Origin of the sequence: Variovorax sp. VRV01 (assembly GCF_014852545.1) — a bacterium.
Classification (GTDB): Bacteria; Pseudomonadota; Gammaproteobacteria; order Burkholderiales; family Burkholderiaceae_C; genus Variovorax; species Variovorax beijingensis_A.
This window is the reverse complement of sequence record NZ_JACVBS010000011.1, coordinates 104236-130308: the sequence shown is the minus strand read 5'-3', so window position 1 is coordinate 130308 and position 26073 is coordinate 104236. Positions and strand designations below refer to the sequence as shown.

The 26073-nt window shown below is 68.1% G+C and carries 23 protein-coding genes; 7 read left to right on the top strand and 16 right to left on the bottom strand.

The window, feature by feature from the left end; translation table 11 throughout:
- Position 1: 1 nt before the first annotated feature.
- Positions 2 to 2386, bottom strand: a complete 2385-nt coding sequence (locus IB278_RS20275) for a xanthine dehydrogenase family protein molybdopterin-binding subunit (protein ID WP_192325071.1) — start codon at positions 2384 to 2386, stop codon at positions 2 to 4.
- Between the two features lie 13 nt (positions 2387 to 2399).
- On the bottom strand, positions 2400 to 2897 hold the full coding sequence (locus IB278_RS20270) for a (2Fe-2S)-binding protein (protein ID WP_124956916.1): 498 nt from the start codon (positions 2895 to 2897) through the stop codon (positions 2400 to 2402).
- A 180-nt stretch (positions 2898 to 3077) separates the two neighbouring features.
- Between IB278_RS20270 and IB278_RS20265 the strand changes: the two genes are divergently transcribed.
- Positions 3078 to 4214 carry a helix-turn-helix domain-containing protein gene (locus tag IB278_RS20265; protein ID WP_192325069.1) on the top strand — a complete coding sequence of 379 codons (1137 nt, stop codon included), beginning with the start codon at positions 3078 to 3080 and terminating at the stop codon, positions 4212 to 4214.
- A gap of 7 nt (positions 4215 to 4221) precedes the next feature.
- On the opposite strand, the gene IB278_RS20260 is transcribed toward IB278_RS20265, so the two are convergent.
- From IB278_RS20260 to IB278_RS20210, 11 genes are all read right to left on the bottom strand, one after another.
- On the bottom strand, positions 4222 to 4599 hold the full coding sequence (locus IB278_RS20260) for a nuclear transport factor 2 family protein (protein WP_145741762.1): 378 nt from the start codon (positions 4597 to 4599) through the stop codon (positions 4222 to 4224).
- Positions 4600 to 4699: 100 nt separating this feature from the next.
- Positions 4700 to 5560 (bottom strand): substrate-binding domain-containing protein, encoded by an 861-nt coding sequence (locus tag IB278_RS20255; RefSeq protein ID WP_192325067.1) that lies wholly within the window; start codon positions 5558 to 5560, stop codon positions 4700 to 4702.
- The gene (locus IB278_RS20250; RefSeq protein ID WP_192325065.1) at positions 5557 to 6276 is read right to left on the bottom strand and encodes a phosphate ABC transporter ATP-binding protein; all 720 of its coding nucleotides are present in this window, start codon (positions 6274 to 6276) and stop codon (positions 5557 to 5559) included. Before IB278_RS20250 ends, IB278_RS20255 begins: the two co-directional genes overlap by 4 nt.
- Entirely contained in the window at positions 6273 to 7028 is a 756-nt protein-coding gene (locus IB278_RS20245) for an ABC transporter permease (RefSeq protein ID WP_192325063.1), read from the bottom strand. The genes IB278_RS20250 and IB278_RS20245 overlap by 4 nt, the downstream gene beginning before the upstream one ends.
- A gap of 94 nt (positions 7029 to 7122) precedes the next feature.
- Positions 7123 to 8595 (bottom strand): M81 family metallopeptidase, encoded by a 1473-nt coding sequence (locus IB278_RS20240; RefSeq protein WP_192325061.1) that lies wholly within the window; start codon positions 8593 to 8595, stop codon positions 7123 to 7125.
- Positions 8592 to 9848, bottom strand: a complete 1257-nt coding sequence (locus IB278_RS20235; protein ID WP_192325059.1) for a Zn-dependent hydrolase — start codon at positions 9846 to 9848, stop codon at positions 8592 to 8594. The genes IB278_RS20240 and IB278_RS20235 overlap by 4 nt, the downstream gene beginning before the upstream one ends.
- Positions 9849 to 9882: 34 nt before the next feature.
- Complete coding sequence (locus IB278_RS20230; protein WP_145741750.1) at positions 9883 to 10596, bottom strand: ABC transporter ATP-binding protein; 714 nt, start codon at positions 10594 to 10596, stop codon at positions 9883 to 9885.
- Positions 10593 to 11363, bottom strand: a complete 771-nt coding sequence (locus IB278_RS20225) for an ABC transporter ATP-binding protein (protein WP_145741748.1) — start codon at positions 11361 to 11363, stop codon at positions 10593 to 10595. The genes IB278_RS20230 and IB278_RS20225 overlap by 4 nt, the downstream gene beginning before the upstream one ends.
- The gene (locus IB278_RS20220) at positions 11360 to 12322 is read right to left on the bottom strand and encodes a branched-chain amino acid ABC transporter permease (protein WP_145741747.1); all 963 of its coding nucleotides are present in this window, start codon (positions 12320 to 12322) and stop codon (positions 11360 to 11362) included. Before IB278_RS20220 ends, IB278_RS20225 begins: the two co-directional genes overlap by 4 nt.
- An 8-nt stretch (positions 12323 to 12330) precedes the next feature.
- Positions 12331 to 13191 carry a branched-chain amino acid ABC transporter permease gene (locus tag IB278_RS20215; protein WP_145741744.1) on the bottom strand — a complete coding sequence of 287 codons (861 nt, stop codon included), beginning with the start codon at positions 13189 to 13191 and terminating at the stop codon, positions 12331 to 12333.
- Positions 13192 to 13317: 126 nt separating this feature from the next.
- Positions 13318 to 14523, bottom strand: coding sequence for an ABC transporter substrate-binding protein (locus tag IB278_RS20210; protein ID WP_192325057.1), 1206 nt, complete (start codon positions 14521 to 14523; stop codon positions 13318 to 13320).
- Positions 14524 to 14718: 195 nt separating this feature from the next.
- On the opposite strand from IB278_RS20210, the gene IB278_RS20205 reads away from it, so the two are divergent.
- Entirely contained in the window at positions 14719 to 15504 is a 786-nt protein-coding gene (locus IB278_RS20205; protein WP_192325055.1) for a FadR/GntR family transcriptional regulator, read from the top strand.
- Positions 15505 to 15780: 276 nt separating this feature from the next.
- Here the strand turns inward: IB278_RS20205 and IB278_RS20200 are convergent, their stop codons facing one another.
- Positions 15781 to 16728, bottom strand: coding sequence for a LysR family transcriptional regulator (locus IB278_RS20200; protein ID WP_192325053.1), 948 nt, complete (start codon positions 16726 to 16728; stop codon positions 15781 to 15783).
- A 108-nt stretch (positions 16729 to 16836) separates the two neighbouring features.
- Here IB278_RS20200 and IB278_RS20195 point away from each other — a divergent pair, with 108 nt between their 5' ends.
- The 3 genes from IB278_RS20195 to IB278_RS20185 all read left to right on the top strand — a co-directional run bounded on the left by IB278_RS20195 (position 16837) and on the right by IB278_RS20185 (position 20845).
- Complete coding sequence (locus tag IB278_RS20195) at positions 16837 to 18192, top strand: aspartate aminotransferase family protein (RefSeq protein ID WP_012746721.1); 1356 nt, start codon at positions 16837 to 16839, stop codon at positions 18190 to 18192.
- 65 nt (positions 18193 to 18257) lie between these two features.
- Entirely contained in the window at positions 18258 to 19370 is a 1113-nt protein-coding gene (locus tag IB278_RS20190; RefSeq protein WP_192325051.1) for a substrate-binding domain-containing protein, read from the top strand.
- A gap of 35 nt (positions 19371 to 19405) precedes the next feature.
- On the top strand, positions 19406 to 20845 hold the full coding sequence (locus IB278_RS20185; protein WP_145741732.1) for an MFS transporter: 1440 nt from the start codon (positions 19406 to 19408) through the stop codon (positions 20843 to 20845).
- A 99-nt stretch (positions 20846 to 20944) separates the two neighbouring features.
- Here the strand turns inward: IB278_RS20185 and IB278_RS20180 are convergent, their stop codons facing one another.
- Positions 20945 to 22237: an SUMF1/EgtB/PvdO family nonheme iron enzyme gene (locus IB278_RS20180; RefSeq protein WP_192325048.1), complete on the bottom strand. Its 1293-nt coding sequence runs from the start codon at positions 22235 to 22237 to the stop codon at positions 20945 to 20947.
- Between the two features lie 198 nt (positions 22238 to 22435).
- Between IB278_RS20180 and IB278_RS20175 the strand changes: the two genes are divergently transcribed.
- Together IB278_RS20175 and IB278_RS20170 are read left to right on the top strand one after the other, a co-directional pair.
- Positions 22436 to 23032: a TRAP transporter small permease subunit gene (locus tag IB278_RS20175; protein WP_192325046.1), complete on the top strand. Its 597-nt coding sequence runs from the start codon at positions 22436 to 22438 to the stop codon at positions 23030 to 23032.
- A gap of 13 nt (positions 23033 to 23045) precedes the next feature.
- Positions 23046 to 24839 (top strand): TRAP transporter large permease, encoded by a 1794-nt coding sequence (locus tag IB278_RS20170; RefSeq protein ID WP_192325044.1) that lies wholly within the window; start codon positions 23046 to 23048, stop codon positions 24837 to 24839.
- A gap of 114 nt (positions 24840 to 24953) precedes the next feature.
- Here IB278_RS20170 and IB278_RS20165 read toward each other — a convergent pair whose 3' ends face one another.
- Positions 24954 to 26036, bottom strand: coding sequence for a TRAP transporter substrate-binding protein (locus IB278_RS20165; protein WP_192325042.1), 1083 nt, complete (start codon positions 26034 to 26036; stop codon positions 24954 to 24956).
- Between the last annotated feature and the right edge of the window lie 37 nt (positions 26037 to 26073).

Below are 26073 nucleotides of genomic sequence, written 5' to 3'. Positions count from 1 at the left end.
TCTAGTGGGAGGCGGCCGCCTGCATCGCTTCCCAGACGCGGCTGGCCGATGCGGGCATGTCGAAGTCCTTGACGCCCAGCGGCGCCAGCGCGTCGAGCACGGCGTTGATCACGGCCGGCGGCGAGCCGATGGCGCCCGCCTCGCCGCAGCCCTTGGTGCCCAGCGGGTTGTGCGTGCACGGCGTGCACACGGTGTCGAGCTTGAACTGCGGAAAGTCGCCGGCCCTGGGCATGGCGTAGTCCATGAAGCTGCCGGTGAGCAGCTGGCCGGTCTCGTTGTCGTACACGCAGTTCTCGAGCAGCGCCTGGCCGATGCCCTGCACCAGCCCGCCGTGCACCTGGCCCTCGACGATCATCGGATTGATGATGGTGCCGAAGTCGTCCACCGCGGTGAAACGGTCCACGCGCACCTCGCCGGTCTGCTTGTCGACCTCGACCTCGCAGATGTAGGTGCCGCCCGGGAAGGTGAAGTTGGTGGGGTCGTAGAAGGCGGTTTCGTTCAGGCCGGGCTCGAGCTTGTCGAGCGGGTAGTTGTGCGGCACGTAGGCCGTGAGCGCCACCTGGCCGAACGGGATCTTCTTGTCGGTGCCCTTGACCGTGAACTCGCCGTTCGCAAACTCGATGTCGGCATCGCTCGCCTCCATCAGGTGCGCGGCAATCTTCTTGGCCTTGGTCTCGATCTTGTCGAGCGCCTTCATGATGGCCGCGCCGCCCACCGAGATGGAGCGCGAGCCGTAGGTGCCCATGCCGAAGGGTACGCGGCCGGTGTCGCCATGCACCACGTCGACGTTGTCCACCGGAATGCCCAGGCGCGCCGCCACCACTTGCGCAAAGGTGGTCTCGTGCCCCTGGCCATGGCTGTGCGAGCCGGTGAACACCGTCACGCTGCCAGTCGGATGGACGCGGATCTCGCCGCATTCGAACAGGCCGGCCCGCGCGCCCAGCGCCCCGGCGATGTTCGACGGCGCGATGCCGCAGGCCTCGATGTAGCTCGAGTAGCCGATGCCGCGCAGCTTGCCCGCGGCCTCGCTGGCCGACTTGCGCTGCGCATAGCCTTGCACATCGGCCAGCACGCGGGCCTTGTCCATGCAGGCGTGGAAGTCGCCCGTGTCGTACTGCAGCGCCACCGGGGTCTGGTAGGGGAAGGTGGTGATGAAGTTGCGCTTGCGGATCTCGTCCTGGCCCAGGTTCATTTCCCAGGCGCAGCGCGACACCAGCCGCTCGAGCAGGTAGGTGGCCTCGGGCCGGCCCGCCCCGCGGTAGGCATCGACCGGCGCGGTGTTGGTGAACCAGGCATCGACCTCGACGTAGATCTGCGGCGTGGAGTACTGGCCCGCGAGCAGCGTGGCGTAAAGGATGGTCGGCACTGCGGTCGAGAAGGTCGACAGGTAGGCGCCGAGGTTGGCGTCGGTGTGCACCCGCATCGCGAGGAACTTGCCGTCCTTGTCCATCGCCATTTCGGCGTGGCTCACATGGTCGCGGCCGTGCGCGTCGGACAGGAAGCACTCCGAGCGCTCGGCCGTCCACTTGATGTTGCGGTTGAGCTGCTTGGCGGCCCAGGTCAGGCACACGTCCTCCGCATACAGGAAGATCTTGGAGCCGAAGCCGCCGCCCACGTCGGGCGCGATCACGCGCACCTTGTGTTCGGGCAGCCCCAGCACGAAGGCCGTCATCAAGAGGCGCTCGACGTGCGGGTTCTGGTTGGACACATACAGCGTGTAGTCGTCGGTGCCGCGGGCGTAGCTGCCGATGGCCACGCGCGGCTCGATCGGGTTGGGCACCAGCCGGTTGTTGACGAGGTCGAGCCTGGTGACGTGCGCGGCATTGGCAAACACCGCATCGACGGCGGCCTTGTCGCCCAGCGCCCACTTGTAGCACTGGTTGTCGGGGGCCTCGTCGTGCAGCGTGACGCCGCTTGCCTTCTTCGCCGCGTCGCCCACGCTCACGAGCGCGGGCAGCACGTCGTAGTCGACCACCACGGCCTCGGCCGCATTCTTGGCCTGCTCGACGGTCTCGGCCACCACCATGGCCACATGGTCGCCCACGTAGCGCACCTTGTGGATCGCGAGGATCGGGTGCATCGGCTCCTTCATGGGCGTGCCGTCGGGGTTGTTGATGAGCCAGCCGCAGGGCAGGCCCCCCATCTTCCCCTCGATGTCCTTGCCGCTGAAGATGCCGACCACGCCGGGCATCTTGAGCGCCTCGGCAGTGTCGACCGACTTGATGACGGCGTGGGCGTGCGGCGAGCGCACGAAGACCGCATGGCTCTGGTTGGCCAGCGTGATGTCGTCGGTGTAGTTGCCCGCGCCGGTCAGGAAGCGATAGTCTTCCTTGCGCCGCAGCGCTTCGCCGATGTGGGGCAGGTTCGAGAAGTCGGAGGCACCCATGATGTTGCTCCCTTCACGCCGTGGCGGTGGTCTTGACCGGCGTGCCCGAGGCCATGGCCTCGCCGCCCATCTGCACGGCCTTCACGATGTTCTGGTAGCCCGTGCAGCGGCACAGGTTGCCGTCGAGCAGTTCGCGGATCTCCGATTCGCTCGACTTGGGATGGTGGGTGCACAGGTCGATGGCGCTCATGACCATGCCCGGGGTGCAGAAACCGCACTGCAGGCCATGGCATTCCTTGAAGGCCGCCTGCATGGGGTGCATGGTGCCGTCGGGCTGGGCGATGCCCTCGATGGTGGTGATCTGCGCGCCGGCGGCCTGCCCGACCAGGATGTTGCACGACTTCACCGCGCGCCCGTTCATGTGGACGGTGCATGCGCCGCACTGGGCGGTGTCGCAGCCGACATGGGTGCCGGTCAGGTGGAGATGCTCGCGGATGGCGTGCACCAGGAAGGTATTGGGGGGTGCGTCGACCGTGGCCGGTCGGCCGTTGACCGTGAAAGCTACCTGCATTTGGCTGTCTCCGTTGAAGGTGATGGCTGGTTCAGCGAAAGGCATCTTGGATGCCGGCCCCGTGCACTATCCTAGGCAAAACCCTCGACGCTTGCGCAGCGCGTACGAAATTCTCAAAATGAAACAACTTGCGGCCCCGGCAAGTCTGAAAAAACCGCCCCACCCGAGCGAACCGACCCGATGTCCGCCTCCATCGTTGCGCCCCTGCCCGAACGTTCCGCCGCCATTGCGCAGGCCCGACGGGAGCTGATCCACGGCGAAGCCCCCCGCTCGCGGGGCGCGGCGCGCATCGAGCCATGGATCCTGCGTTCCTGGGAGCGCTGCCTGCAGGCGGGGCTGCAGCCGCAGCAGCGGATCAACTTCGAACCGGTGGCCAAAGCGGCCGAGCGCGAGGCGTCCGAGCGCAACCGCGCGCTGGTCCTGGCGGCCCGGCCGGTGATCGAGCGGCTGTCGCGCGCCATTGCCGACACGCGCTACTTCGCCGTCCTGACCGATGCCGAGGGCATCGTGGTCGACGTGGGCCCGCTGCCCGACGGCACCGACACCGACAGCCGCTACGCCCGAAACATCGCGCGCGTGGGCGTCGACCTGTCGGAGCGCGCGGTCGGCACCAGCGCGATCAGCACCGCGCTGGCCGAGCAGGAATCGGTGTGGCTGCACCGCGGCGAACACTTCTTCGAGGACACCAGCATCTACAGCTGCGCCGGGGCGCCGCTGTTCGGCCCGCGGGGCGACTGCATCGGCATGCTCGACCTGACCGGCGTGCAGGCGGTGGAGCGGCCGGAGCTGCGGCACCTGGCCACGCTGTCTGCACGCAGCATCGAGAACGTGCTGGTGCTGAACCAGCCCTGCGAGCTGCGGCTGCATCTCTCGTGGCCGGGCTGCCCGCGCGGCGAGGCCACCGACGGGCTTCTGTGCATCGACGCCGACGGCACCGTTGCGGGCGCCAATGCCGCGGCGCGCCAGATGCTGCACCAGCCGCTGGCGCGTGCCCAGCACGCGCTGCACTGCAACGACCTGTTCGCAACGCCGCTGGACATGCTGTTCGATGCGGCCCGCCGCGGCGACGCCGTGCTCGAGGTGCCGCTGTGGTCCGGCCTGCGCGTGCAGGTCCGGCCCCAGCGCGGCGGCAAGAGTCCGGCCGTCGCGGTGGCCGAAGCCCGGCCGCGGCTGCGCGACGTCGAGGCTGCCCTGATCCGCAAGGCCGTGGCCGACGCCCGCGGCAACGTGGCCGAGGCCGCGCGCACGCTGGGCATCAGCCGCGCCACGGTCTACCGCAAGCTGTGGCGCGGCCGTGCTTCCGGCTCCGCGGACTGAAGCCCGTTCAGGCCCCGACCGGCACCTTGTCGAGGAAGCCGGTCACCGACTGCAGCCTGCCGGCATCGAGCCGGGCGAAGTCGGTGCCCTGGATCAGGTCTTCGGCGCCGCTCGGGCCCAGGGTCCACGAGAAGCGCAGGTTGTCGCCGTGCGCCTCGGGCGTACCGAACAGGTTGAAGCGGAAACCCGGATAGCGCTGCTGCACGGCCCCGATCAGCGCGCCGATCTGGTCGCGGCCGTTGGCCTGCGCCAGCGGGTCGGCGTAGTGCGCATCGGCCGTCCAGGCGGCTTCGATCAGCTGGGCGCGGCGCGCGGCATCGGTTTCGTTCCAGGCCGCGATGTAGCGTTGGGCAATGGCGGCGGCGTCGTGTGCGGCGGTGTTCATGATGACCATTTCCTTTCGAGGGTTCGGCCCGCAACATCGCGGGGTGAAGGAATGGTCGCGCCGGGCGCGCGCGGCGTCGATGACCTCGCAGGTCATGGCCTCAGTTCGCCGATGCGTTGGGAAAGAACAGCTGCTCGCCGCCGATCTTGTAGGCCGCGATGGTCTGCTGCCCGGCCGGCGAGATCACCCAGTCGACGAACTTCTGCGCACCCTTGCTGTTGAGCGAGGGAAATTTCGCCGGGCTCACGACCATCACGCCATACTGGTTGAACAACCGCTTGTCGCCCTCGACCAGCACTGCCAGGCCAGCGCGGTTCTTGAAGCTGAGCCAGGTGCCGCGGTCGGCCAGCACGTAGGCGCCCGACGAGGCCGCGATGTTCAGCGCCGGCCCCATGCCGCAGCCGCATTCCTTGTAGCCCGTGCCCTTGCGCTCGTTGGGCACCGGCTGCCCCGCCTCGGCCACGCCGGTCTGCGTCCAGAGGCGGCGCTCGGCCGCGTCGGTGCCGCTCTTGTCGCCGCGCGACACGAAAGGCGCATTGGCGGCCGCGATCTTCTTCAGCGCGGCGACGATGTCGCCACCCTTCGCGCCGACCGGGTCGACCTGCGGCCCCACGAGCACGAAGTCGTTGTACATCACCGGGTAGCGCCTGGCGCTGAAGCCCTCGGCCACGAATTTCTCCTCGGCCGCGGTGTCGTGCACGAACAGCACGTCGGCATCGCCGCGCTTGGCCATGTCGATGGCCTGGCCGGTGCCCACCGCCACCACCTTGACATCGATGTCGCTCGCTTTCTTGAATGCCGGCAGCAGGTGCGAGAACAGGCCCGATTGCTCGGTGGACGTGGTCGAGGCCATGGTGATGGTTTCGGCGCGCGCGACGCCGGCTGCGACGAAGAAGACCGCAACGGCCAGCGAGGCGCGGAGGCCCGCGCTTGCGCGGTGCTGCTTGAGGAACGGATTCATGCCAACTCTCCTTTGACGAACAGGCGGGCCTCTTCCGGCAGGGGCCCATGGAAGAAATCGTGCACGGGCAGGTCGGCCAGCACGCGGCCGTGTTCGAGGTAGACCACGCGGCTCGCCAGCCGCTTCACCTGGCCGAGGTTGTGGCTCGCGAACACCAGCGTGCGGCCGGCGGCGGCTTCGGCGATGAGCGTCTCGACCTCGCGCTTGGCAGTCGGGTCGAGGCTGGCCGTGGGCTCGTCGAGCAGCAGCACCGCCGGATGCAGCGCCCAGGCGCGCGCCAGCGCCACGCGCTGCTGCTGGCCGCCCGAGAGGGCACGGGCGTTGCGCTCGGCCAGGTCTTCCAGGCCAACGCGCGCCAGCGCCGGAATGGCGGCGCGGCGGGCATCGCGCCAACGCATGCCGCGCAGCCACAGCGCCAGGGCCACATTGACCGTCACCGAGGCGCGCAGCATGTGCGGGCGCTGGAACAGCATGGCCTGCTGCCGGCGCGGCGCGGCGCTGGTGAAGCTCCCTGCTGCATGCGGCACCAGGCCGTGCAGCAGCCGCAGCAGGGTGGTCTTGCCGCTGCCGTTGGCGCCGATGAGCGCCACGCGCTCGCCGGCCGCGATGGTCAGCGTCGCGCCCTGCAGCGCCGCCACCCGCCCCAGGCGAACGTCGACGCCATAGAGCGCGAAGACGGTGGCATCCACGCTCGCGAGCTGCGCGTGTTCGTTCACGGGCGCGCCTCCGGCCGCCACCAGACCGCCATGCCGCCTGCGCCGCCCCCGCCGTCGACCCGTTCGCGCCAGCCGCGCACGGCGGCAATCGCAAGGTTGAGCACCAGCACCACGCCCAACAGCACGATGCCCAGCGCCAGCGCCAGCGGCAGGTCGCCCTTGCTGGTTTCGAGCGCGATGGCGGTGGTCATCACGCGCGTGAAGCCGTCGATGTTGCCGCCCACCACCATCACCGCGCCCACTTCCGATACCGCGCGGCCGAAGGCGGCGATCAGCACCGTGAGCAGTGCGTAGCGCTCGTCCCAGACCAGCAGCAGCGCCCGCACCAGAGGCTTGGCGCCGAGCGAGCTCAGCTGCTCGCCATGCGCGCGCTCGGCATCCTCGATGGCCTGGCGCGTGAGCGCCGTCACCACCGGCAGCACCAGCACCGTCTGCGCCAGCACCATGGCCTTGAACGAAAACAGCCAGCCCAGGAAGCCGAGCGGGCCGGAACGCGACAGCAGCAGATAGATGACGAGCCCGACCACCACCGACGGCAGCGCCAGCAGGGTGTTCAGCAGCGTGAGCAGGCCGGCGCGGCCGCGAAAGCGCGCCACGCCCAGCCAGGCGCCCAGCAGCAGGCCCAGCCCGCAGGCCAGCACGCAGGCGCTGGCGCTGACCGCGAGCGAACGCCCGACGATGGCCAGCAGCACCGGATCGCCGGACACGAGCAGCTGCCAGGCCGCGACGGCGCTCTGGGCAAAGGTGTTCACGCGGTGGGCTTCATGGATGGAAGCGCCGGAGTATCGGGGTGTACCTCCAATTACCTATGCAATTCTTTGCATAGGTAGACCCGCCACCTTCGGTTCAGATCGCGTCGAGTGGAAACACCGGCCTGCGGACCCGGGAAAACGGGAACAGGCCGTAGTCCGAACTGGTCACGCCCGGGCTGTCGCACTCGATTAGCGCGGCGGAAAGCGGCTCGAACACCGGCCGGCAGTACATGCGCGACTTGAGCAGCAAAAAACGTTCCTTGCGCGGATCGAGCCCCGCGCATTCGAACACGCCGATGTCCCAGGGCTCCTGCGTGCGCTCGGTCACCACGATGCGCGCCGGCCCGATGTCGAACAGCACCGTGCGGCCCATGCTGCTGCGCTGGCCGGTGTAGGTGGGGCCGGTGATCACGTATTCGCCGTTGCCGATGGTGCGAACCGTGCCGGTCAGCGTCACGGGCTTCTTCGACAGGCCGATGCCTGCCAGCGACACCTTGTTGCCGAGCGCCACTGTCACCTTGGCGCCCTCGCCCGCCGCAACCAGCGCGGCCACCGCCTCGGGGTCGCACAGCGGCCCCACGCCGATGCCGTCGAGCCCCTGCGCCAGCGCCTCCTGCAGCACGTCCATGGTGTCGCAGCTGCCGCCCGACATGCAGTTGTCGCCATGGTCGAGCAGCAGCACCGGGCGCGTCGCGCCGCCGGCGATGGCCTTGGCCCGCGCGATCGACTCGGCCAGCGGCTCGCTGCGGTAGATGAACGCCTCGCGCTCGTCCCACATCTGCCTGGCGATCCGGTCGGCCGTGGCCTGCGCGCGCTCGGGCGATTCGGCATCGACCACCACCACGCTCATGCAGGGTGCCTCGATGTCCGACAGCGAGAAGCCGGCAAAGATCGACGCCGCAAGCGACTCCGATGCTTCGGCCGCGCGCGCCGCCTCGATGGCGCGCTGCATCGCGCCGGTGAACGAGGCGCTGCGCAGCGTGTGCGCCATCAGCGGCAGCGGGTGCCAGCGCATCGCCGGCCTGCTGCGCCCCGCGAGCAGGTCGAACAGCAGGCGGCCGGCATGCTCGCCGGTTTCGTACATATCGACGTGCGGATAAGTCTTGAAGCCGACGATCACATCGGCATTGCCGACCATCGCGGGCGTGACGTTGGCATGCAGGTCGAGTGCCACGCCGATGGGAACGCCGGGCGCCGCGGCACGCAGCCGCACGAGCAGATCGCCTTCGCCGTCCACGCTGTTCTGCGCCACCATCGCGCCGTGCAGGTCGAGCAGGATCGCGTCGCAGCCCGGCGCCGCATCCACGATGCACTGCGTGAGCGTGGTGTAGGCTGCGGCATCGACCGGCCCGCTCGGATTGGCCGAGGCCGACACCGGCGTGACCAGCGTGGCGCCGGCCTGCTCGGCCAGGTCGATGAAGGCGGACATCGCGGTGCGCATGCCCTTGTTGTCGCGATAGGCCTGCTCGCCGAACGTCGGGCCGTCAGGGCCGAAGGCCGCGAGCGGCGTGGGCACCGGCGAGAAGGTGTTGGTCTCGTGGTTGAGCCGCGCAATCAGCACCTTCATGACGACGCGACTCCCGCGCTTTGCAGCATCGCCTGCAGCAGCACATTGCAGCCGGCCTCGAGATGGCCGGGCTGCGCATCCTCGATCTCGTTGTGGCTGATGCCATCGAGGCAGGGCACGAAGATCATGGCCGTGGGACACACGCGCGCGAGGTAGACCGCATCGTGGCCCGCGCCGCTGATCACGTTCATCCAGGTCATGCCCTGCGCCTGCGCGGCCTCTCGAATGGCCGACACCAGCGCGGGCGTGAAAGGCTGCGGGGGGAAGTAGACGACCTGCTCCACCGTTGCCTCGACCTTGCCCTTGGCGGCGATGCGCTGCACCGCCTCTTTCAGCTCGGCGTCCATGGCCGACAGCACCACGTCGTCGGCCGCGCGCAGGTCGACGCTGAGCTTCACGCGGCCCGGGATCACGTTGCGCGAATTCGGATAGTTGTCGATCCAGCCCACGGTGCCGCGCGCATGCGGCGCATGGGCCAGCGCGATGCGGTTGACCTCGATCACCAGTTCGGAGGCCGCGAGCAGCGCGTCCTTGCGCAGCTCCATGGGCGTGGGGCCGGCATGCGCTTCCATGCCCTGCAGCACCACGTCGTACCAGCGCTGGCCGAGCGCGCCCTCGACCACGCCGATCACGCGCTCGTTGGCCTCGAGCACCGGCCCCTGCTCGATGTGCGCCTCGAAATACGCACCCACGGGCGATGCTGCGGCCGACGCCGGCGCGCTGCCCGCATAGCCGATGGAAGCCAGCGCCTCGGCCACGCTGATGCCGTCGTTGTCGCGCTGCGCCAGCGCATGCTCGAGCGTGAAGGCATCGGCGAACACGCCCGAGCCCATCATCACGGGCACGAAGCGCGAGCCCTCCTCGTTGGTCCACACGGCAATCTCCAGCGGTGCCTCGGTGACGACCTTGGCATCGTTGAGGCTGCGGATCACTTCCAGCCCGGCCAGCACGCCATAGTTGCCATCGAACTTGCCGCCCGTGGGCTGGGTGTCGATGTGGCTGCCGGTGACCACCGGCGGGCGCGTGTTGTCGCGGCCGGCGCGGCGCGCAAAGATGTTGCCGATCCGGTCGACGCGCACCTCGCAGCCGGCTTCGCGCGCCCAGCGGCTGAAGAGATCGCGGCCCTGGCGGTCGAGTTCGGTCAGCGCGATGCGGCAGACGCCGCCCTTCTCGGTGGCGCCGAGCTTCGCCAGTTCCATCAGCGAGCTCCAGAGACGGTCGCCGTTGATGCGCAGTTGGGTGGGTGAGTTCATGGCTTTGCAAAAAGAAGAAGGAATGCGCGAAGCCTCAAGCAAGGCCCACGCCCAGATAGCGGTCTTTCACATCGTGGTCGGCCATGAAGGCCGCATTGCCGGCCTCGTGCACGATCACGCCCTGCTCCAGGATGTAGTGGCGGTCGGCCAGCTGCACGCAGACTTCCAGGTTCTGCTCGACCAGCAGGATGGCCACGCCGGCCGCCTTGATGGTCTTCAGTTGCGCGACGATTTCCTCCACGATGACCGGCGCGAGCCCTTCGACCGGCTCGTCGAGGATCAGCAGCCGCGGATGGTTCATGAGCGCGCGGCCGATGGCCAGCATCTGCTGCTCGCCGCCCGAGAGCTGGCCGCCGCCATTGCGTCGCCGCTCCTTCAGGCGCGGGAAGATGCGGTAGATGTCGCCCAGCTGCCAGGGCGAATCGCGGCGCTGGCCGAGCAGCAGGTTTTCTTCGACCGTGAGCAGCTTGAAGACGCCGCGGTGCTCGGGCACCAGGCACACGCCGCGCGTGGCGATGCGGTGCGGCGGCAGGCCCGCAATGTCCGCGCCCTGGAAGCGCACGCGGCCGCCGGTGGGCATGACCGCGCCGGCAATGCTCTTGAGCGTGGTCGACTTGCCCGCGCCGTTGCGGCCCAGCAGCGTGACCAGTTCGGCCTCGCCCACCGTCATCGACACGCCCTGCAGCACGTGGCTCTTGCCGTAGTGCGCGTGCAGTCCTTCGACTTCGAGGATGTTCTTCCCGCTCATGCCTTGCCGCCCGTGATCATGTTGCCCAGGTAGGCCGTGCGCACGCGCGCATCGGACCGGATGTCGCCCGGCAGCCCCTCGGCCAGCACGCGGCCCAGCTGCATCACGGTGACGGTGTCGGAAATGTCCATCACGATGTTCATGTTGTGCTCGATCAGCACCACGGTGTGCGCATCGCGCAGGCCGCGGATCAGCCGCTTCATGTCGTCGAGGTCGTCGATGCCCATGCCCGAGGTCGGTTCGTCGAGGAAGATGGCCTTGGGTTTCGCGGCGAGCGCCATGCCCACCTCCAGGCGGCGCTGCTGCCCGTGCGACAGCTCGCTCGCCGGCACGTCGGCCAGCCGTTGCAGGCCCACGCGTTCCAGCACCTCGGCCACCGTCTCGGCGCAAGCGCGCTCGCCGACCGGTGTGCGCCAGCAGTTCATGGCCTGGCGCGGCGCGATGCCCTGCGCCGCCACGCGCAGGTTCTCGCGCACCGGAAGACTCGCGAACAGGCTGGTCACCTGGAACGAACGCGCCATGCCCCGCTGCACGCGCTTGTGGTCGGGCTCGTGCGTCACGTCGTGGCCGTCGAACAGGATGCGGCCGCCCGTGGTGGTGCCGGTGCCCGTGAGCATGTGGAACAGCGTGGTCTTGCCGGCGCCGTTCGGCCCGATCACCGAGTGCACGGTGTTGCGCTTGATCTTCAGGTCGACCCCGCCGAGCGCGGCGAACTTGCCGTAGTGCTTGGTGACGCCGATGGCTTCGATGAGGATGGGTTGCGTCATGCTTTTTCTCCCCGCGCGCCGGGCACGGCCGGCGCGGAAGGCGGCGCCTTGCGGAACACGCGGCGCCATGCGCTTTCTCCCAGGCCCCAGAGGCCGCGCTGCATGCCGATGCTCACCGCAATCAACATCAGCCCCAGCAACAGCAGCCAGCGCGGCCACAGCGTGGAGAGCCAATCGGCCAGCAGCACATAGAAGGCCGAGCCCAGCACCGAGGCAAACAGGTTGCCGGTGCCGCCGATCACGGTGATGACCAGGATCATCTCGCTCGTGTGGTACTCGGCATTCGACAGCGGCGCGATGCCGGTCATCATGGCGTGCAAGCCGCCCGCCAGGCCGGTGACGGCGCCCGAGATCACGAAGGCCAGCAGCTTGAAGCGCTTGAGGTCGTAGCCCACCGCGGCGGCGCGGTCCTCGTTGTCGCGGATGGCCAGCAGCGTGCGGCCGAAGACCGAATCGGTCACGCGCAGCAGCAGGCCGAAGGCGATGAGGAACATCACGGCCACGAAGGCGTAGTACTTCCAGGGCGTGTCCATGAAGGCGGGGCGCGGCACGTCGAGCAGCCCGTTGTCGCCGCCCGTGAGCCCCGAAGCGGTGTAGGCCACGAAATAGAACATCTGCGCGAAGGCCAGCGTGAGCATCACGAAGTAGGTGCCGCGCTGGCGGATCGCGACCCAGCCGACCACCGCCGCACCGAGCGCGCCCATGGCGATGGCCGCAAGCAAGGCGAGCGGCATCGGCAGCGAAAGCCGCGTGAGCAGGATCGCGATGGTGTAGCTGCCCAGCCCGAAGAAGATGCCCTGCCCGAACGACAGCAGCCCCGTGTAGCCCAGCAGCAGGTTGCAGCCCAGGGCGGCGAGCGCGTAGATGAGCACTTCGCTCGCGAGCGAACCCGAGCGCAGCACCAGCGGCAGGCCCAGCGCGACGACGAGCGCCAGCAGGAACGTGGTTTTCTTGGTCATGGCGACGTTCATCCTCTGCGGCCGAGCAGGCCATGCGGGCGCAGCAGCAGCACGGCTGCCATCGCGATGTAGATCATCAGGCTCGCGCCCGGCGGCCAGATGGTGCTCATGAGGCTCTGCACGATGCCGATCAAGAGGCCGCCGACCAGCGCGCCGCCGAAGCTGCCGAGCCCGCCGATCACCACCACCACGAAAGCGACGCCGAGTGCCTCCACACCCATGAAGGGCTCCGCGCCGCGGATCGGCGCGGCCAGCACGCCCGCCAGTGCCGCGGTGGCCGCACCCAGCGCGAACACCAGGCTGAACACGCGGAACACGTTGATGCCGAGCAGCGACACCATCTCGGTCGATTCGCTGCCCGCGCGCACCGCACTGCCCAGGCGCGTGCCCTCGAGCACCCACCACAGCAGCACCGCCAGCACGGCGGTGAAGCCGATCACGAACAGCCGGTACTTGGGATAGATGAAGCTGCCCCACATCACCACGCCCTGCAGCAGGTCGGGCGTGGCCACGCTGTTGCCGAGCGGCCCCCAGAACACGATGACGATCTCCTGCACCGCGAGCGCAAGTCCCACGGTCACGAGGATGTGGAACTCGTGCGCCTTGGCATACACGCGGCGCAGCAGCAGCTTCTCGGCCAGCCAGCCGAGCGCGCCCACGAACAGCGGCACCAGCACCAGCGCGGCCCAGAAGTCGAGCCCCCACTGCATGGCCTGGAAGCACAGGTAGGCGCCCAGCAGGTAGAAGGCCCCGTGCGCGAAATTCACGAAGCGCAGCAGGCCGAACACGATGGACAAGCCAACGGCCAGCAGGAAATACAGCATGCCGATGCCGATGCCGTTGATGGTCTGGAGCAGGTAGACGGTCATAGGGGTGAGTAGTGGTGGCGCGGCCCTCCTCCCTTCCAGGAACACCGCGGAACCGGCTTTGCCGGGCCGCAGGTGTTGCCCCCTGCAAGGGGGTTGGAGGCCACACGCAGTGGGCAAGCCTGGGGGTTAGCCCAATTTGCAGCCGGTCTTGTCGACGGCAAGGAAGGACTTGCCCGAACTCACCACGTCCACATAGTCCGCCGGGTTCTTCATCTTTGACTTGGCCTTGCCCTTGAGCAGGTAGTAGTCCTTGACGACCTGGTGGTCGGCCTTGCGGATTTCTTCCGTGCCCGTGAGCCCTTCGTACTTCATGCCTTCGAGCGCCGCGATCACGGCCTTCTGGTCCACAGTGCCCGCCTTCACGATGCCGTCGATCAGGATCTTGGTACAGACATACGAGCCTGCGAGGCTGTAGTTGGGCACGATCTTGAGCTTGTCGGCCGTGAGCTTCACCAGGTCCTTGTTGAGGGGGGTGTCGGCCGTGTGCCAGTACTGCGCACCGAAGTAGACGCCATCGCACAGGTCGGCGCCCAACTCGTCGAACTGCTCCAGGCCCGAGGCCCAGGCCATGAGGATCGTCATGTTCTTGTGCATGCCGAAGCTCACCGCCTGGCGCAGCGCGGCCGACGACTGCGCACCGAAGTTCAGCAGCAGCAGCACGTCGGGCTTGGCGGCCATGGCGTTGGTGAGATAGCCGCTGAACTCCTTCTCGTTGAGCGAGTGGTAGCTGTTGCCCACGTGCTCGATGCCCTTCTCCTGGAAGATGTTCTTCGCCGCGCCCAGCAGGCCTTCGCCGAACACGTACTGCGGCGTGATGGTGTACCAGCGCCTGGCCTTCGGCATCGAGGCGATCAGCGGGCGCACCGTCTGCTCGATGGCGCCGAAGGTGGGCACCGACCAGCGGAAGGTGGCGGGGTTGCAGTCCTTGCCCGTGATCTCGTCGGCACCCGCGGTGGTGATGAAGACGCCGCCGGCCTTCTCGGCCTCCTTGCCCATGGCCAGCGCTTCCGACGACAGGATGCCGCCCGCGAAGAACTTGGCGCCCTGCTGCTGCGAGGCTTCCTGCACCTTGCGAACCGCGGTGGCCGGCTTGCCCTCGGTGTCGAGCACCGTGTAGGCCAGGGGCCGCTTGAGCACGCTGCCGTACTGCTCGATGGCCAGCTTCATGCCCAGGTCGGCGAACTTGCCGTTGGCGGCGAAGGCGCCCGACATCGGCACCGGGCAGCCGAAGCGGATCGCATCGGCCGATTGGGCGAAGGCGGCGCGGCCGGCCAGCAGGGAAGCGGGAGCGGCCGACAGGGCGGCGAGCTGAAGAAGGTGTCTGCGTTGCATGGAATTCTCCGGACGTGGGTGAGGAGGAGGAGGTAAGAGAAAGGTGCTGCCTGAAGTCGGCAACGAATTTAAGCGGATAAATATGATTAATATGCTGGTAAAAACCCGCTAGCAATGCCCGTGCCAAAATCCGGGAAGGCCCGGGCCCGATACCTGCTCCAGAGCCCTCACCTCACCCGAAACCACCCTTTACGAATGAAATCGACGCAGGACGCCATGACCTTCGGGCACACCCGCGCCAAGCGGCAGAAGCTCTCCGACGTCATCGTCGAGGACGTCAAGCGCTGGATCGTGGCCGAGCGCAAGCAGCCCGGCGACCGGCTGCCGAACGAGAAGGAACTGATCGAGCTCTTCGGCTATTCGAAGAGCACGGTGCGCGAGGCGCTGAAGGCGTTGGAGGTGCGCGGGCTGGTTTCCATCCGCACCGGCCCCGGCGGCGGCGCCTACCTGCAGCAGGTGTCGGTCGACCATGCGTCGGAGCCGCTGCGCAATTTCCTGCATTTCCATCACCTGGACGGGCACCACATCTACCAGCTGCGCAAGGTGCTGGAGCCGGAGCTGGCCGTGAGCGTGGTGGGCAAGCTGACGCCCGAACATTTCGAGCGGCTCGAAGCCAACGTGCGCCTCTGCACGCTGGAGCCCACCAACGAGGAGGAGCTGCGCACGCAACGCGAGGCCGAGCTCGCGTTTCACACCATGCTGGCCGAGGCCTGCCCCAATCCGGTGCTGTCCTTCATGTGCCGCTTCCTCAACGACCTGCTGCGCGACCTGGTGGTCTACAAGAAGGCGCTGGACCACCACCATTTCGGCGAGGCCAACGTCGACTATCACACGCAGCTGCTGGCGGCCTATCGCCGGGAGGATGCAGACGAGGTGCGCCGGCTGATGGCCGAGCACATGGTCGATGCCGAGGCGCACATGCACGAGATGGAGGCGCACATCGGGGCGAAGCATCTGCTGCTGCCTAGCGGGCAGCGTTGATTTTTGGATCGCGGTTGTTCAGGGCGCGTGCACAGGCCACCGGGTACTCCTCTCCGCGAATGTCCCCCGGGCTTCGCCCTCCTCCTTTATTTCGCTGCGAGGAGCACCCGATGCCCTGTGCACGAGAGGCGCGGCTGTCGTGCCGGCTGATCACCCGCCGCTCTGACCAGCGATCACGTCGATGGGGTGCCTTGCGCAGCGAAATCAAGGAGGAGGCCGCAGGCCGGGGGACATTCGCGGAGCAAGGCACCCCGTCGGCGTGATCGCACCCCGGATTCAGGCATGCGCCTTCTCCAGGCACTCCTGAAACGCCAGCACCGCCCGTGAAGGCTTGGGCGAACGCCGCAGCAAACTCACGAACCGGCATGCGTAGCTGAAGCGCGCCGGCAGCACGGGCTTCATGAGCCCGCGCTGCTCGAACACTTGCGCGTAGTGGTCGGGCAGGAAACCGAGAAAACGCCCCGAAAGAATCAGCGTCGCGATCGCCTCCTGATCGAAACCCGTGGCCTTGCGCGACAGCTTGGCGCGGTGGCTCAGTTCCATGTTGGGCGAGTGGTAGCCCAGCCCCGCGAAGTGATGCTCGCGCAGCTTGGCCCAGGTGAGCTTTGCGTTGTTGCTGCCGAACAGCGGATGTCCCTTGCCGCAATAAAGCAGCATCGTCTCGTCGAACAGGTCGGCGTACACCAGGCTCTTGGAGGCGCGGTGCGCCGGGATGATGCCGATCTGGAAGTTGCCCTCGAGCACGCCCTGCTCGATGGCGTTGATGGAGCCCACGTGCACGGCCAGCCGCACTTCGGGCGCGATCTCGGTGAAGCGCGCGATGGCCTCGCCGATGCGCGCCTTCGGATTGGTGGCCGTCTTGTCGAACAGCGCCACGTCGAGCTGGCCGCCCATGCGGTTGTGGATGTCGTCGATGCTGCCGCGAAAGGCATCGACCGAGGCCAGCAGCCGCAGCGTCTCGTCATACACGCGCTGGCCCTCGGCCGTGAGCGCGAAACCCGCCCGCCCGCGCCGGCACAGCACCAGGCCGAGCCGCGTCTCCAGGTCTTTCACATGCCGGCTCACGGTGGAGGTGCCGATGTTGAGCTCCAGCTCGGCCGCCGCCATGCCGCCGCAGTCGACCACGCTCTTGAACACCTTGAGCAGGCGCAGGTCCATGTCGCTGAGCTGCCCCAATACGGCGCGGTTCCGGGCACTGTTTTGGGCTTTCGCCTTTACTTGCATGAAATGTCAAGTGAACATTGATATTGCGCCATTCTCCACACTGAAGGCTCTGCCAACAATGGGCACACCTCATTACCCTTCTGGAGCCCGCCTTGCGCGGGAAGCGCCATGACCCTTGCAACGCCCGCCATCGAACCGACGCCCGCCCTGCGCACCGACGCCGCCTGGCTCGACGCGCACTGGATGCCCTACACCGGCAACCGCAACTTCAAGGCCGACCCGCGCATGATCGTGGAGGCCAGGGGCGCCTACTTCACCGATGGCGACGGCCGCAAGATCTTCGACGGCCTCTCGGGCCTGTGGTGCTCAGGCCTGGGCCACGGCCGCCCCGAGATCACCGAGGCGGTGAGCCGCCAGATCGCCAAGCTCGACTACTCGCCCGCCTTCCAGTTCGGCCATCCGCTCTCGTTCGAGCTGGCCAACAGGATCAAGGAGCTCACGCCCGCGGGCCTGGACTACGTGTTCTTCACCGGCTCGGGCTCCGAAGCGGCCGACACCTCGCTCAAGATGGCGCGCGCCTACTGGCGCACCAAGGGCCTCGCCAGCAAGACGCGCCTGATCGGCCGCGAGAAGGGCTACCACGGCGTCAACTTCGGCGGCATCTCGGTGGGCGGCATCGCGGCCAACCGCAAGCTGTTCGGCCAGGCCGTGGAAGCGGACCACCTGCCGCACACGCAAATCGCGGCCAACGCCTTCACGCGCGGCATGTCCGAGAACGGCGCCGAACTGGCCGACCGCCTGCTCGACCTGATCGCGCTGCACGACGCCTCGAACATCGCGGCCGTGATCGTGGAGCCCTTCGCGGGCTCGGCCGGCGTGGTGATTCCGCCCAAGGGCTATCTGAAGCGCCTGCGCGACATCTGCACGGCCAACAACATCCTGCTGATCTTCGACGAGGTCATCACCGGCTTCGGCCGCTGCGGCGCGCTCACGGGCGCGGATGCCTTCGGCGTGACGCCCGACATCATGAACATCGCCAAGCAGGTGACCAACGGCGCGCAGCCGCTGGGCGCGGTGATCGCCAGCAAGGAGATCTACGACACCTTCATGGCGGCCGGCGGGCCCGACTACATGCTCGAATTCCCGCACGGCTACACCTACGGCGCGCACCCGGTGGCCTGCGCCGCCGGCATCGCGGCGCTCGACGTGCTGCAGAAGGAAGACATGATCGGCCGCGTGCAGGCGCTCGCACCGCACTTCGAGAACGCCGTGCACAGCCTCAAGGGCAGCAAGCACGTGACGGACATCCGCAACTACGGCCTGGCCGCGGGCCTGACGATTGCCGCGCTGCCGGGCGAGCCGGCGCGCCGCCCCTACGAGATCGCGATGAACTGCTGGAAGAAGGGCTTCTACGTGCGCTACGGCGGCGACACGATTCAGCTCGCGCCGCCGTTCATTGCCGAGAAGGCCGAGATCGACCGCCTCGTCAACGCACTGGGCGACGCGCTCGCAGAGACGGCCTGACGCACGGCGGGCGGGCAATGGACGGCTCTGCATAATGAGCCGGCCTCCATTTCCCGCCAGCTCCCGTGCAACAGATCGATCTTTCCTACGCGATCCGGCCCCGCCGCAGCGGATCGCGGCAGATCCGCAATCCGCTGATGCAGATCCTGCAGGCGGTGCGCGAGCACGGCTCCATCTCGGGCGCGTCGCGCGCGCTCGACCTGTCCTATCGCCACGTGTGGGGCGAGCTCAAGCACTGGGAGCAGGCGCTCGGCCATCCGCTGATACAGGGCGAGCAGGGCCAGCGCGCGCAGCTTTCCGAATTCGGCGACAAGCTGCTGTGGGCCGAGCGCCAGGCCCAGGCCCGGCTGGCACCGCAGATCGAGGCGCTGCACGCCGAACTCGAGCGCGCCTTTGCCCTCGCCTTCGACGACCGCACCCATGTGCTGAGCCTGCAGGCGAGCCACGACGACGCGCTCGCGCTGCTGCGCATGCATGCGGCGGGCACCGCGCAGCTGCACCTGGACATCCACTTCACCGGCAGCGTCGATGCGATCCGCGCGCTCAACCAGGGCCGCTGCGTGATGGCGGGCTTCCACACGCTGGAGCACCCGCCGCGCGGCTCGCTGGCGCAGCGCACCTACCAGCCGCTGCTCAAGCCCGGGCAGCACAAGCTGATCGGATTCGCGCGGCGCACGCAGGGCCTGCTCGTGGCGCCGGGCAACCCGCTCAACCTGCGCTCGCTGGCCGACGCGGCGCGGCTGCGCGCGCGCTACGTCAACCGGGCGATCGGCACCGGCACGCGCCTGCTGCTGGACGAACTGCTGGCACAGGCCGGGCTCGATGCCTCCGCGCTCGCGGGCTACGAACGCAGCGAAACCTCGCATGCCGCGGTCGCGCATGCCGTGGCGTCCGGGCAGGCCGATGCGGGGCTCGGGCTCGAGTCGGCCGCGCACGCCGAGGGGCTCGACTTCGTGCCGCTGGTGCGGGAGCGTTACCACCTGGCCTGCCTCAAGTCGGCGCTCGACCAGCCCGCCATGCAGGCGCTGGTGGCGGTGCTGCGCAGCCCGAGCTGGCAGCACCTGCTGGAGACGCTGCCCGGCTATGAGGCCGCGGCCAGCGGCGAAGTGCAGTCGCTGCGCGCGCTGCTGCCCTGGTGGACCTTCGCGCGCGAGAAGAAGGCACACCACGGGCCTTGAAGAGGCGCCCGGGCACATGGGTTAAGGTTGTGTCCATGACAGCTGCGGTGCACAGCGACATTCCCGCCCGTCTCGACCGCCTGCCCTGGTCGCGCTGGCACTGGCGCGTGGTGATTGCGCTCGGCGTGGCCTGGGTGCTCGACGGCCTCGAGGTGACGCTGGTCGGCTCGATCGGCGCCGTGCTCGAGCGGCCCGACACGCTGGGGCTCAGCGCCGGCGAGATCGGCTGGTCGGGCTCGGTCTACATCGCCGGGGCGGTGATCGGCGCCCTGCTCTTCGGCCGCCTGACCGACCGGCTCGGGCGCAAGAAGCTGTTCCTGGTCACGCTGGTGGTCTACACGCTGGGCACGCTGGCGACCGCGTTCTCGCCGAACTTCGCCTTCTTTGCGCTGTGCCGCTTCGTCACGGGCCTGGGCATCGGCGGCGAATACGCGGCCATCAACTCGGCCATCGACGAACTCATTCCGGCGCGGGTGCGCGGCCGCGTCAACCTCGCGATCAACGGCAGCTTCTGGATCGGCGCGGCGCTGGGGGCCGGGCTCAGCCTGGTGCTGCTCGATCCGCGCGTGATCGGCCCGGTGTGGGGCTGGCGCGCAGGCTTCGCGCTGGGCGCGGTGCTGGCGGTGGCCATCCTGCTGGTGCGGCGCGACGTGCCCGAGAGCCCGCGCTGGCTGATGTCGCGCGGCCGCTCCGACGAGGCGCTGCGCATCGTCGAGACCATCGAGGCCGAGGTCCGCGCGCAGCACGGTCCGCTGGCGCTGGCGGAAGGCCGCGTGGCCTACGGCGGCGGGCACCACCGCAGCCCGTCGATGCGCGAGGTGGCGCACGTGCTGCTGCGCCGCTATCGCGCGCGCAGCGTGGTCGCGGTGGCGCTGATGGTTTCGCAGGCCTTCTTCTACAACGCGATCTTCTTCACCTACGCGCTGGTGCTCACGCGCTTCTACGGCGTGGCCGAGGACAACGTGGCGCTCTACATCTTTCCGTTCGCGCTTGGCAACGTGCTGGGGCCGCTGCTGCTGGGTCCGCTGTTCGACAGCGTGGGCCGGCGCAGGATGATCGCGCTGACCTACGTGCTCGCGGGCGTCGGGCTCGCGTTCACCGGCTGGGCCTTCATGATGGGCTGGCTCGACGCGCGCAGCCAGGCGCTGTGCTGGTCGGCGGTGTTCTTCCTGGCCTCGGCCGCGGCGAGTTCGGCCTACCTCACGGTCAGCGAAGTGTTCCCGCTCGAGATGCGCGCCATGGCCATCGCGATCTTCTACGCCATCGGCATGGGCGCGGGCGGCTTCGCGGCGCCCGTGCTGTTCGGCGTATTGATCGAGACCGGCAGCCGGGGCGCGGTGATGGTGGGCTACGCGATCGGCGCCACGCTGGTCATCGTCGCGGGGCTGCTGGCGCTGCGCTATGCGGCCGATGCGGAGTGCAAGCCGCTGGAGGAAGTGGCGCCGCCGCTGTCGTCGGACCCACACCCTCGCTGAGCCATTCGGGAAACACCGCGGAACCGGCTTCGCCGGGCCGCTGGTGTTGCCCCCTTGAGGGGGAGGCGGCGACACGAAGTGCGCCGCTTCGGGGGTGAATCACAGACTACAGGTCCTGAAACCAAAAAATCCATCGTCGCGGCCCGGCAGTGCAAAGCTGCGGCGGCGCGGCGACCGCAGGCGCGAGCGGGTCGCGAACGAAGCGCCGCGCAGCACGCGCGCCTCGCCGAATGCGGGCACGGGATCGAACTCGCTGCCCGCGCTCCACGGATCGGCGCGAAAGCCGGGCCAGGGCCGCAGCGTGCCCGCGGTCCACTCGTGCACGTCGGCCCAGCGGAATCCGCGCCGCGCCGCCGTGTGCGCCGCAATCTCCCATTCGACCTCGGTTGCGATGCGCCGGCCGGCCCAGCGCGCCCAGGCATCGGCCTCCCACCAGCTCAGATGCACCGCGCTGTGGTGGCCGGCCGCACGCACGGTGGCACCAAAGCGGTGCTGCAGCACCGAACCGCCGGTGCCGTTGCGCGCGGCGCCGATCTGCTCGACATGGCGCGGCCCGCGGCGCCCTTCGATCTGCGAGGCCAGCCAGCGCCAGCCCTCCGGATGCCAGAATTCCTCGCGGTCGTAGCCGCCTTCGTCGACGAATTCGATGTACTGGTTCCAGGTCACGGGCTGGGCGTCGATCTCGAACTCGGGCACGTCGATCCGGTGCGCGCCCTGCTCCTGCGCGAAGGCGAATCCGCAGCCCTCGGGCAGGCCGAGCTCCCATTGCGTTGCCGGCAGCAGCAGCGGCTCGCGCGTGACGCCCGCGGGCGTCGGCTCGATGCCCAGGGGCAGCCCCAGCGTCTGCGCCATCACGATGAACTGCTCGCCGCGCAGGTCTTCATGGAAGAGCGCGAGGCGGTAGAAGTACAGGCCCGGATCGGTCTCGGCCGCATGCTCGAGCAGTTCGAGCGTGCTCTCCAGCGTTTCGAGCAGGTAGGCCTTGGTCTGGACCAGGTCCGGCAGGCCGGGCGACCAGCGCTGCGCGGGCGGTACCTGGGCCGGGTTCCACCAGTCGTCGGCGCCGGGCTCGATGGCGGCCAGCCGGGTCGGCCGCACCGGACAGTCGGCACCGAAGGCCCGCTGGGTGTTGCGCCCGATCCACCATTCGGCAAACCAGCCGATGTGCCCGGCCAGCCAGACCGGCGGCACCACGCCCGCATCGCCCGTGCGTTCCACCGCGAGCGCGGGCGAGCCCAGCGCCTCTTCGTAGAGCGACAACAGGTGCAGCGTATGGTTGCGCGCATCGATCAGGGCCAGCGAGAGCAGCTCGCGGCCGGCGCGCTGCATGTCGGGCGAATCGATGGAGTGCGGCAAGCCCGCGGGCAACAGGGGCGGCGGCGACGACGGCATGTTTCATTATCGCGAGCCGCCGTACCGTCGCGGCGCATTGCGCCCGTGCCTACGGGAATACACCGCCCGGCCCGGTCCGAAAACAGCTTCCGGCGCCGATAAAATCGCGCGTCCGCCGAAAGCCCCCGGACCGCCGCTCGCCGGCGTGACCCGGCCCGCTTCTGCATCCAAGCATCCATTTCCTCTCTGGAGAAGAGCATGAATTTCCTGCTCAGATTTTCGCGCGCGGTCGATTGGCTCAACGGCCAGATCGGCAAGTACGTGATCTGGCTCATCCTTGCGTCCACCGTGATCAGCGGCGTGAATGCCGTGGTCCGGAAGGTCTTCAATGTCAGTTCCAACGCCTATCTCGAAGTGCAGTGGTACTTGTTCGCCGCGTCCTTCCTGATCGCCGCGGGCTACACCCTCCTGAACCAGGAGCACGTGAAGATCGACGTGATCCTCAGCCGCCTCTCCAAGCGCGGCCAGATCTGGGTCGACATCATCGGCTTCGCCTTCTTCCTCACGCCGGTCTGCCTGGCCATCCTCTGGTATGGCATTCCGTTCTTCCTGCAGGGCTACCGCTCGGGCGAAATGTCGAACAACGCGGGCGGGCTGATCCGCTGGCCGATCTACGCCATGATCCCGCTGGGCTTCACGCTGCTGATGCTCCAGGGCTGGTCCGAACTCATCAAGCGCATCGCCTTCCTGCAGGGCCGCATCGACGACCCCACGCAGAAGCGCGAAGAGAAGACCGCCGAAGAAGAACTGGCCGAGTCGATCCGCCGGCTCGCCGAATCCAACGCCAAAGGCTGAGCGGTAGCACCCCATGGAATTCATTACGCAAAACTTCGCCCCGATCATGTTCGCGGGGCTGATCGTCTTCCTGCTGTTCGGCTTTCCGGTGGCATTCAGCCTCGGTGCCTGCGGCCTGTTCTTCGGCTTCCTGGGCGTGGAGCTCGGCCTGCTGCCCGAGGCACTGCTGCAGGCGCTGCCGCTTCGGGTGTTCGGCATCATGCAGAACGACACGCTGCTGGCCATTCCGTTCTTCACGCTCATGGGGCTGATCCTCGAGCGAAGCGGCATGGCCGAAGACCTGCTCGACTCGATCGGCCAGCTCTTCGGGCCCGTGCGCGGCGGCCTGGCGCTGGCCGTGATCTTCGTGGGTGCGCTGCTCGCCGCAACCACCGGCGTGGTGGCGGCCTCGGTCATCTCGATGGGCCTGATCTCGCTGCCGATCATGCTGCGCTACGGCTACGACCGGCGGCTTGCCTCGGGGGTGATCGCGGCCTCGGGCACGCTGGCGCAGATCATTCCGCCCTCGCTGGTGCTGATCATCATGGCCGACCAGCTCGGCCGCAGCGTCGGCGACATGTACAAGGGCGCGTTCGTGCCCGGCTTCATGCTGACCGCCATGTACGCGGGCTACGTGATCCTCTTGGCCATCTTCAAGCCCAAGTGGGTGCCGGCCCTGCCGCTCGAGGCGCGCACCTTCCGCGAGCCGAGCGGCAGCAGCGGCCTGCCGTCGCTGCTGGTGCTGACCATCGTTGCCACCGCGGCGGCCGTGTTCTTTGCCGAGCACATCGCCGACGTCCATACCTGGTGGACCGGCGAGCCCGTGACCAGCGTGGCCACCGACGAAACCATCGTGGTGTCGATGTGCGTCGGCGTGATGCTGGCCTTCCTGATCGCCGTGGCCAACCGGCTGCTGCGGCTGCGGCTGCTGTCGCGCATTGCCGAGCGCGTGACCTTCGTGCTGATCCCGCCGCTGCTGCTGATCTTCCTGGTGCTGGGCACCATTTTCCTGGGCGTGGCAACGCCCACCGAAGGCGGCGCCATGGGTGCGCTCGGGGCCTTCATCATGGCCATGGTGCGCGGGCGCCTGAGCATGGCCCTGCTCAAGCAGGCGCTCAACACCACCACCAAGCTTTCCTGCTTCGTGGTGTTCATCCTGATCGGCTCGACCATCTTCAGCCTGGTGTTCCAGGGCGTGGACGGACCGCGCTGGGTGGAGCATCTGCTGACCGGCATGCCCGGCGGCCAGCTCGGCTTCCTGATCCTGGTGAACGTGCTGATCTTCTTCCTGGCGTTCTTCCTCGACTTCTTCGAACTCTCGTTCATCGTCGTGCCGCTGCTGGCTCCGGTGGCGCACAAGCTCGGCATCGACCTGATCTGGTTCGGCGTGCTGCTGGCCGTGAACATGCAGACCTCGTTCATGCACCCGCCCTTCGGCTTCGCACTGTTCTACCTGCGCAGCGTGGCGCCCACCAAGGCCTACAACGACAAGGTCACGAACGAACGGATCGAACCCGTCACCACCATGCAGATCTACTGGGGGGCGGTGCCCTTCGTGCTGATCCAGATCATCATGGTCGGCCTGATCATCGCGTTCCCGGCCATCGTCTCGAGCGGACTCGACAAGGAGGTCGCCGTCGACCTCGACAAGATCGGCGCCGAGATGCAGGCCAACATGCCCAAGGACGATTCGCAGCCCGCACCCGAGCCGCAGCCGGACGCCTCGGCACCGGCCGGCGGCGAAGCGCCCGCTGCGCCATCGGCCGCGGAAGACGATCCGATGAAGGCCATGCAGGAACAGCTCGACCGGGACGCCGGCAAGAAATAGTCCGGCCGCTGCTGCCGCGGGCCCTGCGGGGCCCGCCCGCCCGGCCCTCTGTTCTCGCGACTCAAAAAAAAGCCCCGCGATGCGGGGCTTTTTGCTGGCCGGATGAACTCCGGATCAGAGCTTGAGCGTCGACATGAACGAGTCGAAGCGCGATTCCGCAAAACGGAACCAGAGCACCTGGTCGCGCTGGAAGCTGCGGAAGTCGGCGTAGATCTTCTTCCACTCGGGGCTCTTGGCGTCGTTCTCGGCATACACCTCGAGCGAAGCCTTGTAGGCGGCGTCCATCATGGCTTGCGAGAACGGCAGCACCTTGGTCTTGGCAGCCACCAGCTGCTTGAGCGCGATGGGGTTCAGCGCGTCGTACTTGGCGAGCATGTCCGACGAAGCCACAGCCGCGGCGGCTTCCACGATGGCCTTGTTCTCGGCCGAGAGGCCGTCGAGCGCCTTCTGATTGATGAAGAAGTCCACTTCCGGACCACCTTCCCACCAGCCGGGGTAGTAGTAGAACGGCGCCACCTTGTTGAAGCCGAGCTTCTGGTCGTCGTACGGTCCCACCCACTCTGCGGCATCGATGGTGCCCTTTTCGAGCGCCTGGTAGATCTCGCCGCCCGGCAGGCTTTGCGGCACGGCACCCAGCTTGGTCATCACGTCGCCGATCAGGCCGCCGCCCAGGCGCATCTTCATGCCCTTGAAATCCGCCACGGACTTGATCTCCTTCCGGAACCAGCCACCCATCTGGCAGCCCGTGTTGCCGCCCGCGAAGCTCACCATGTTGTACTTGGCGTAGAACTCGTTCATGAGCTTGCGGCCGTTGCCGTGCATCATCCACGCGTTCATCTGGCGCGAATTCAGGCCGAACGGAATGGCCGATCCCAGCGCGAACGCGGGGTTCTTGCCGTAGAAGTAATAGGGCACGGTGTGGCACATCTCGACCGAACCGTTCTGCACGCCGTCCACCACGCCGAAGGGAGGCATCAGCTCGCCGCCCGCATGGACCGAGATTTCGAACTTGCCGCCCGACATGGCCTTGACCGCCTTGGCGAAGACTTCCGCGCCGCCATAGATGGTGTCGAGCGACTTGGGAAAACTCGATGCCAGGCGCCAGCGGACGGCCGCCTGCGCATGAACTGCGGGCGCAATGCCGGCGGCCAGAACGCCGGCGATGCCGGCGTTTTTGATGAGGGAACGACGATCCATTGAATTCACTCCGAGTGCATTGGAAAAAACGAAACGC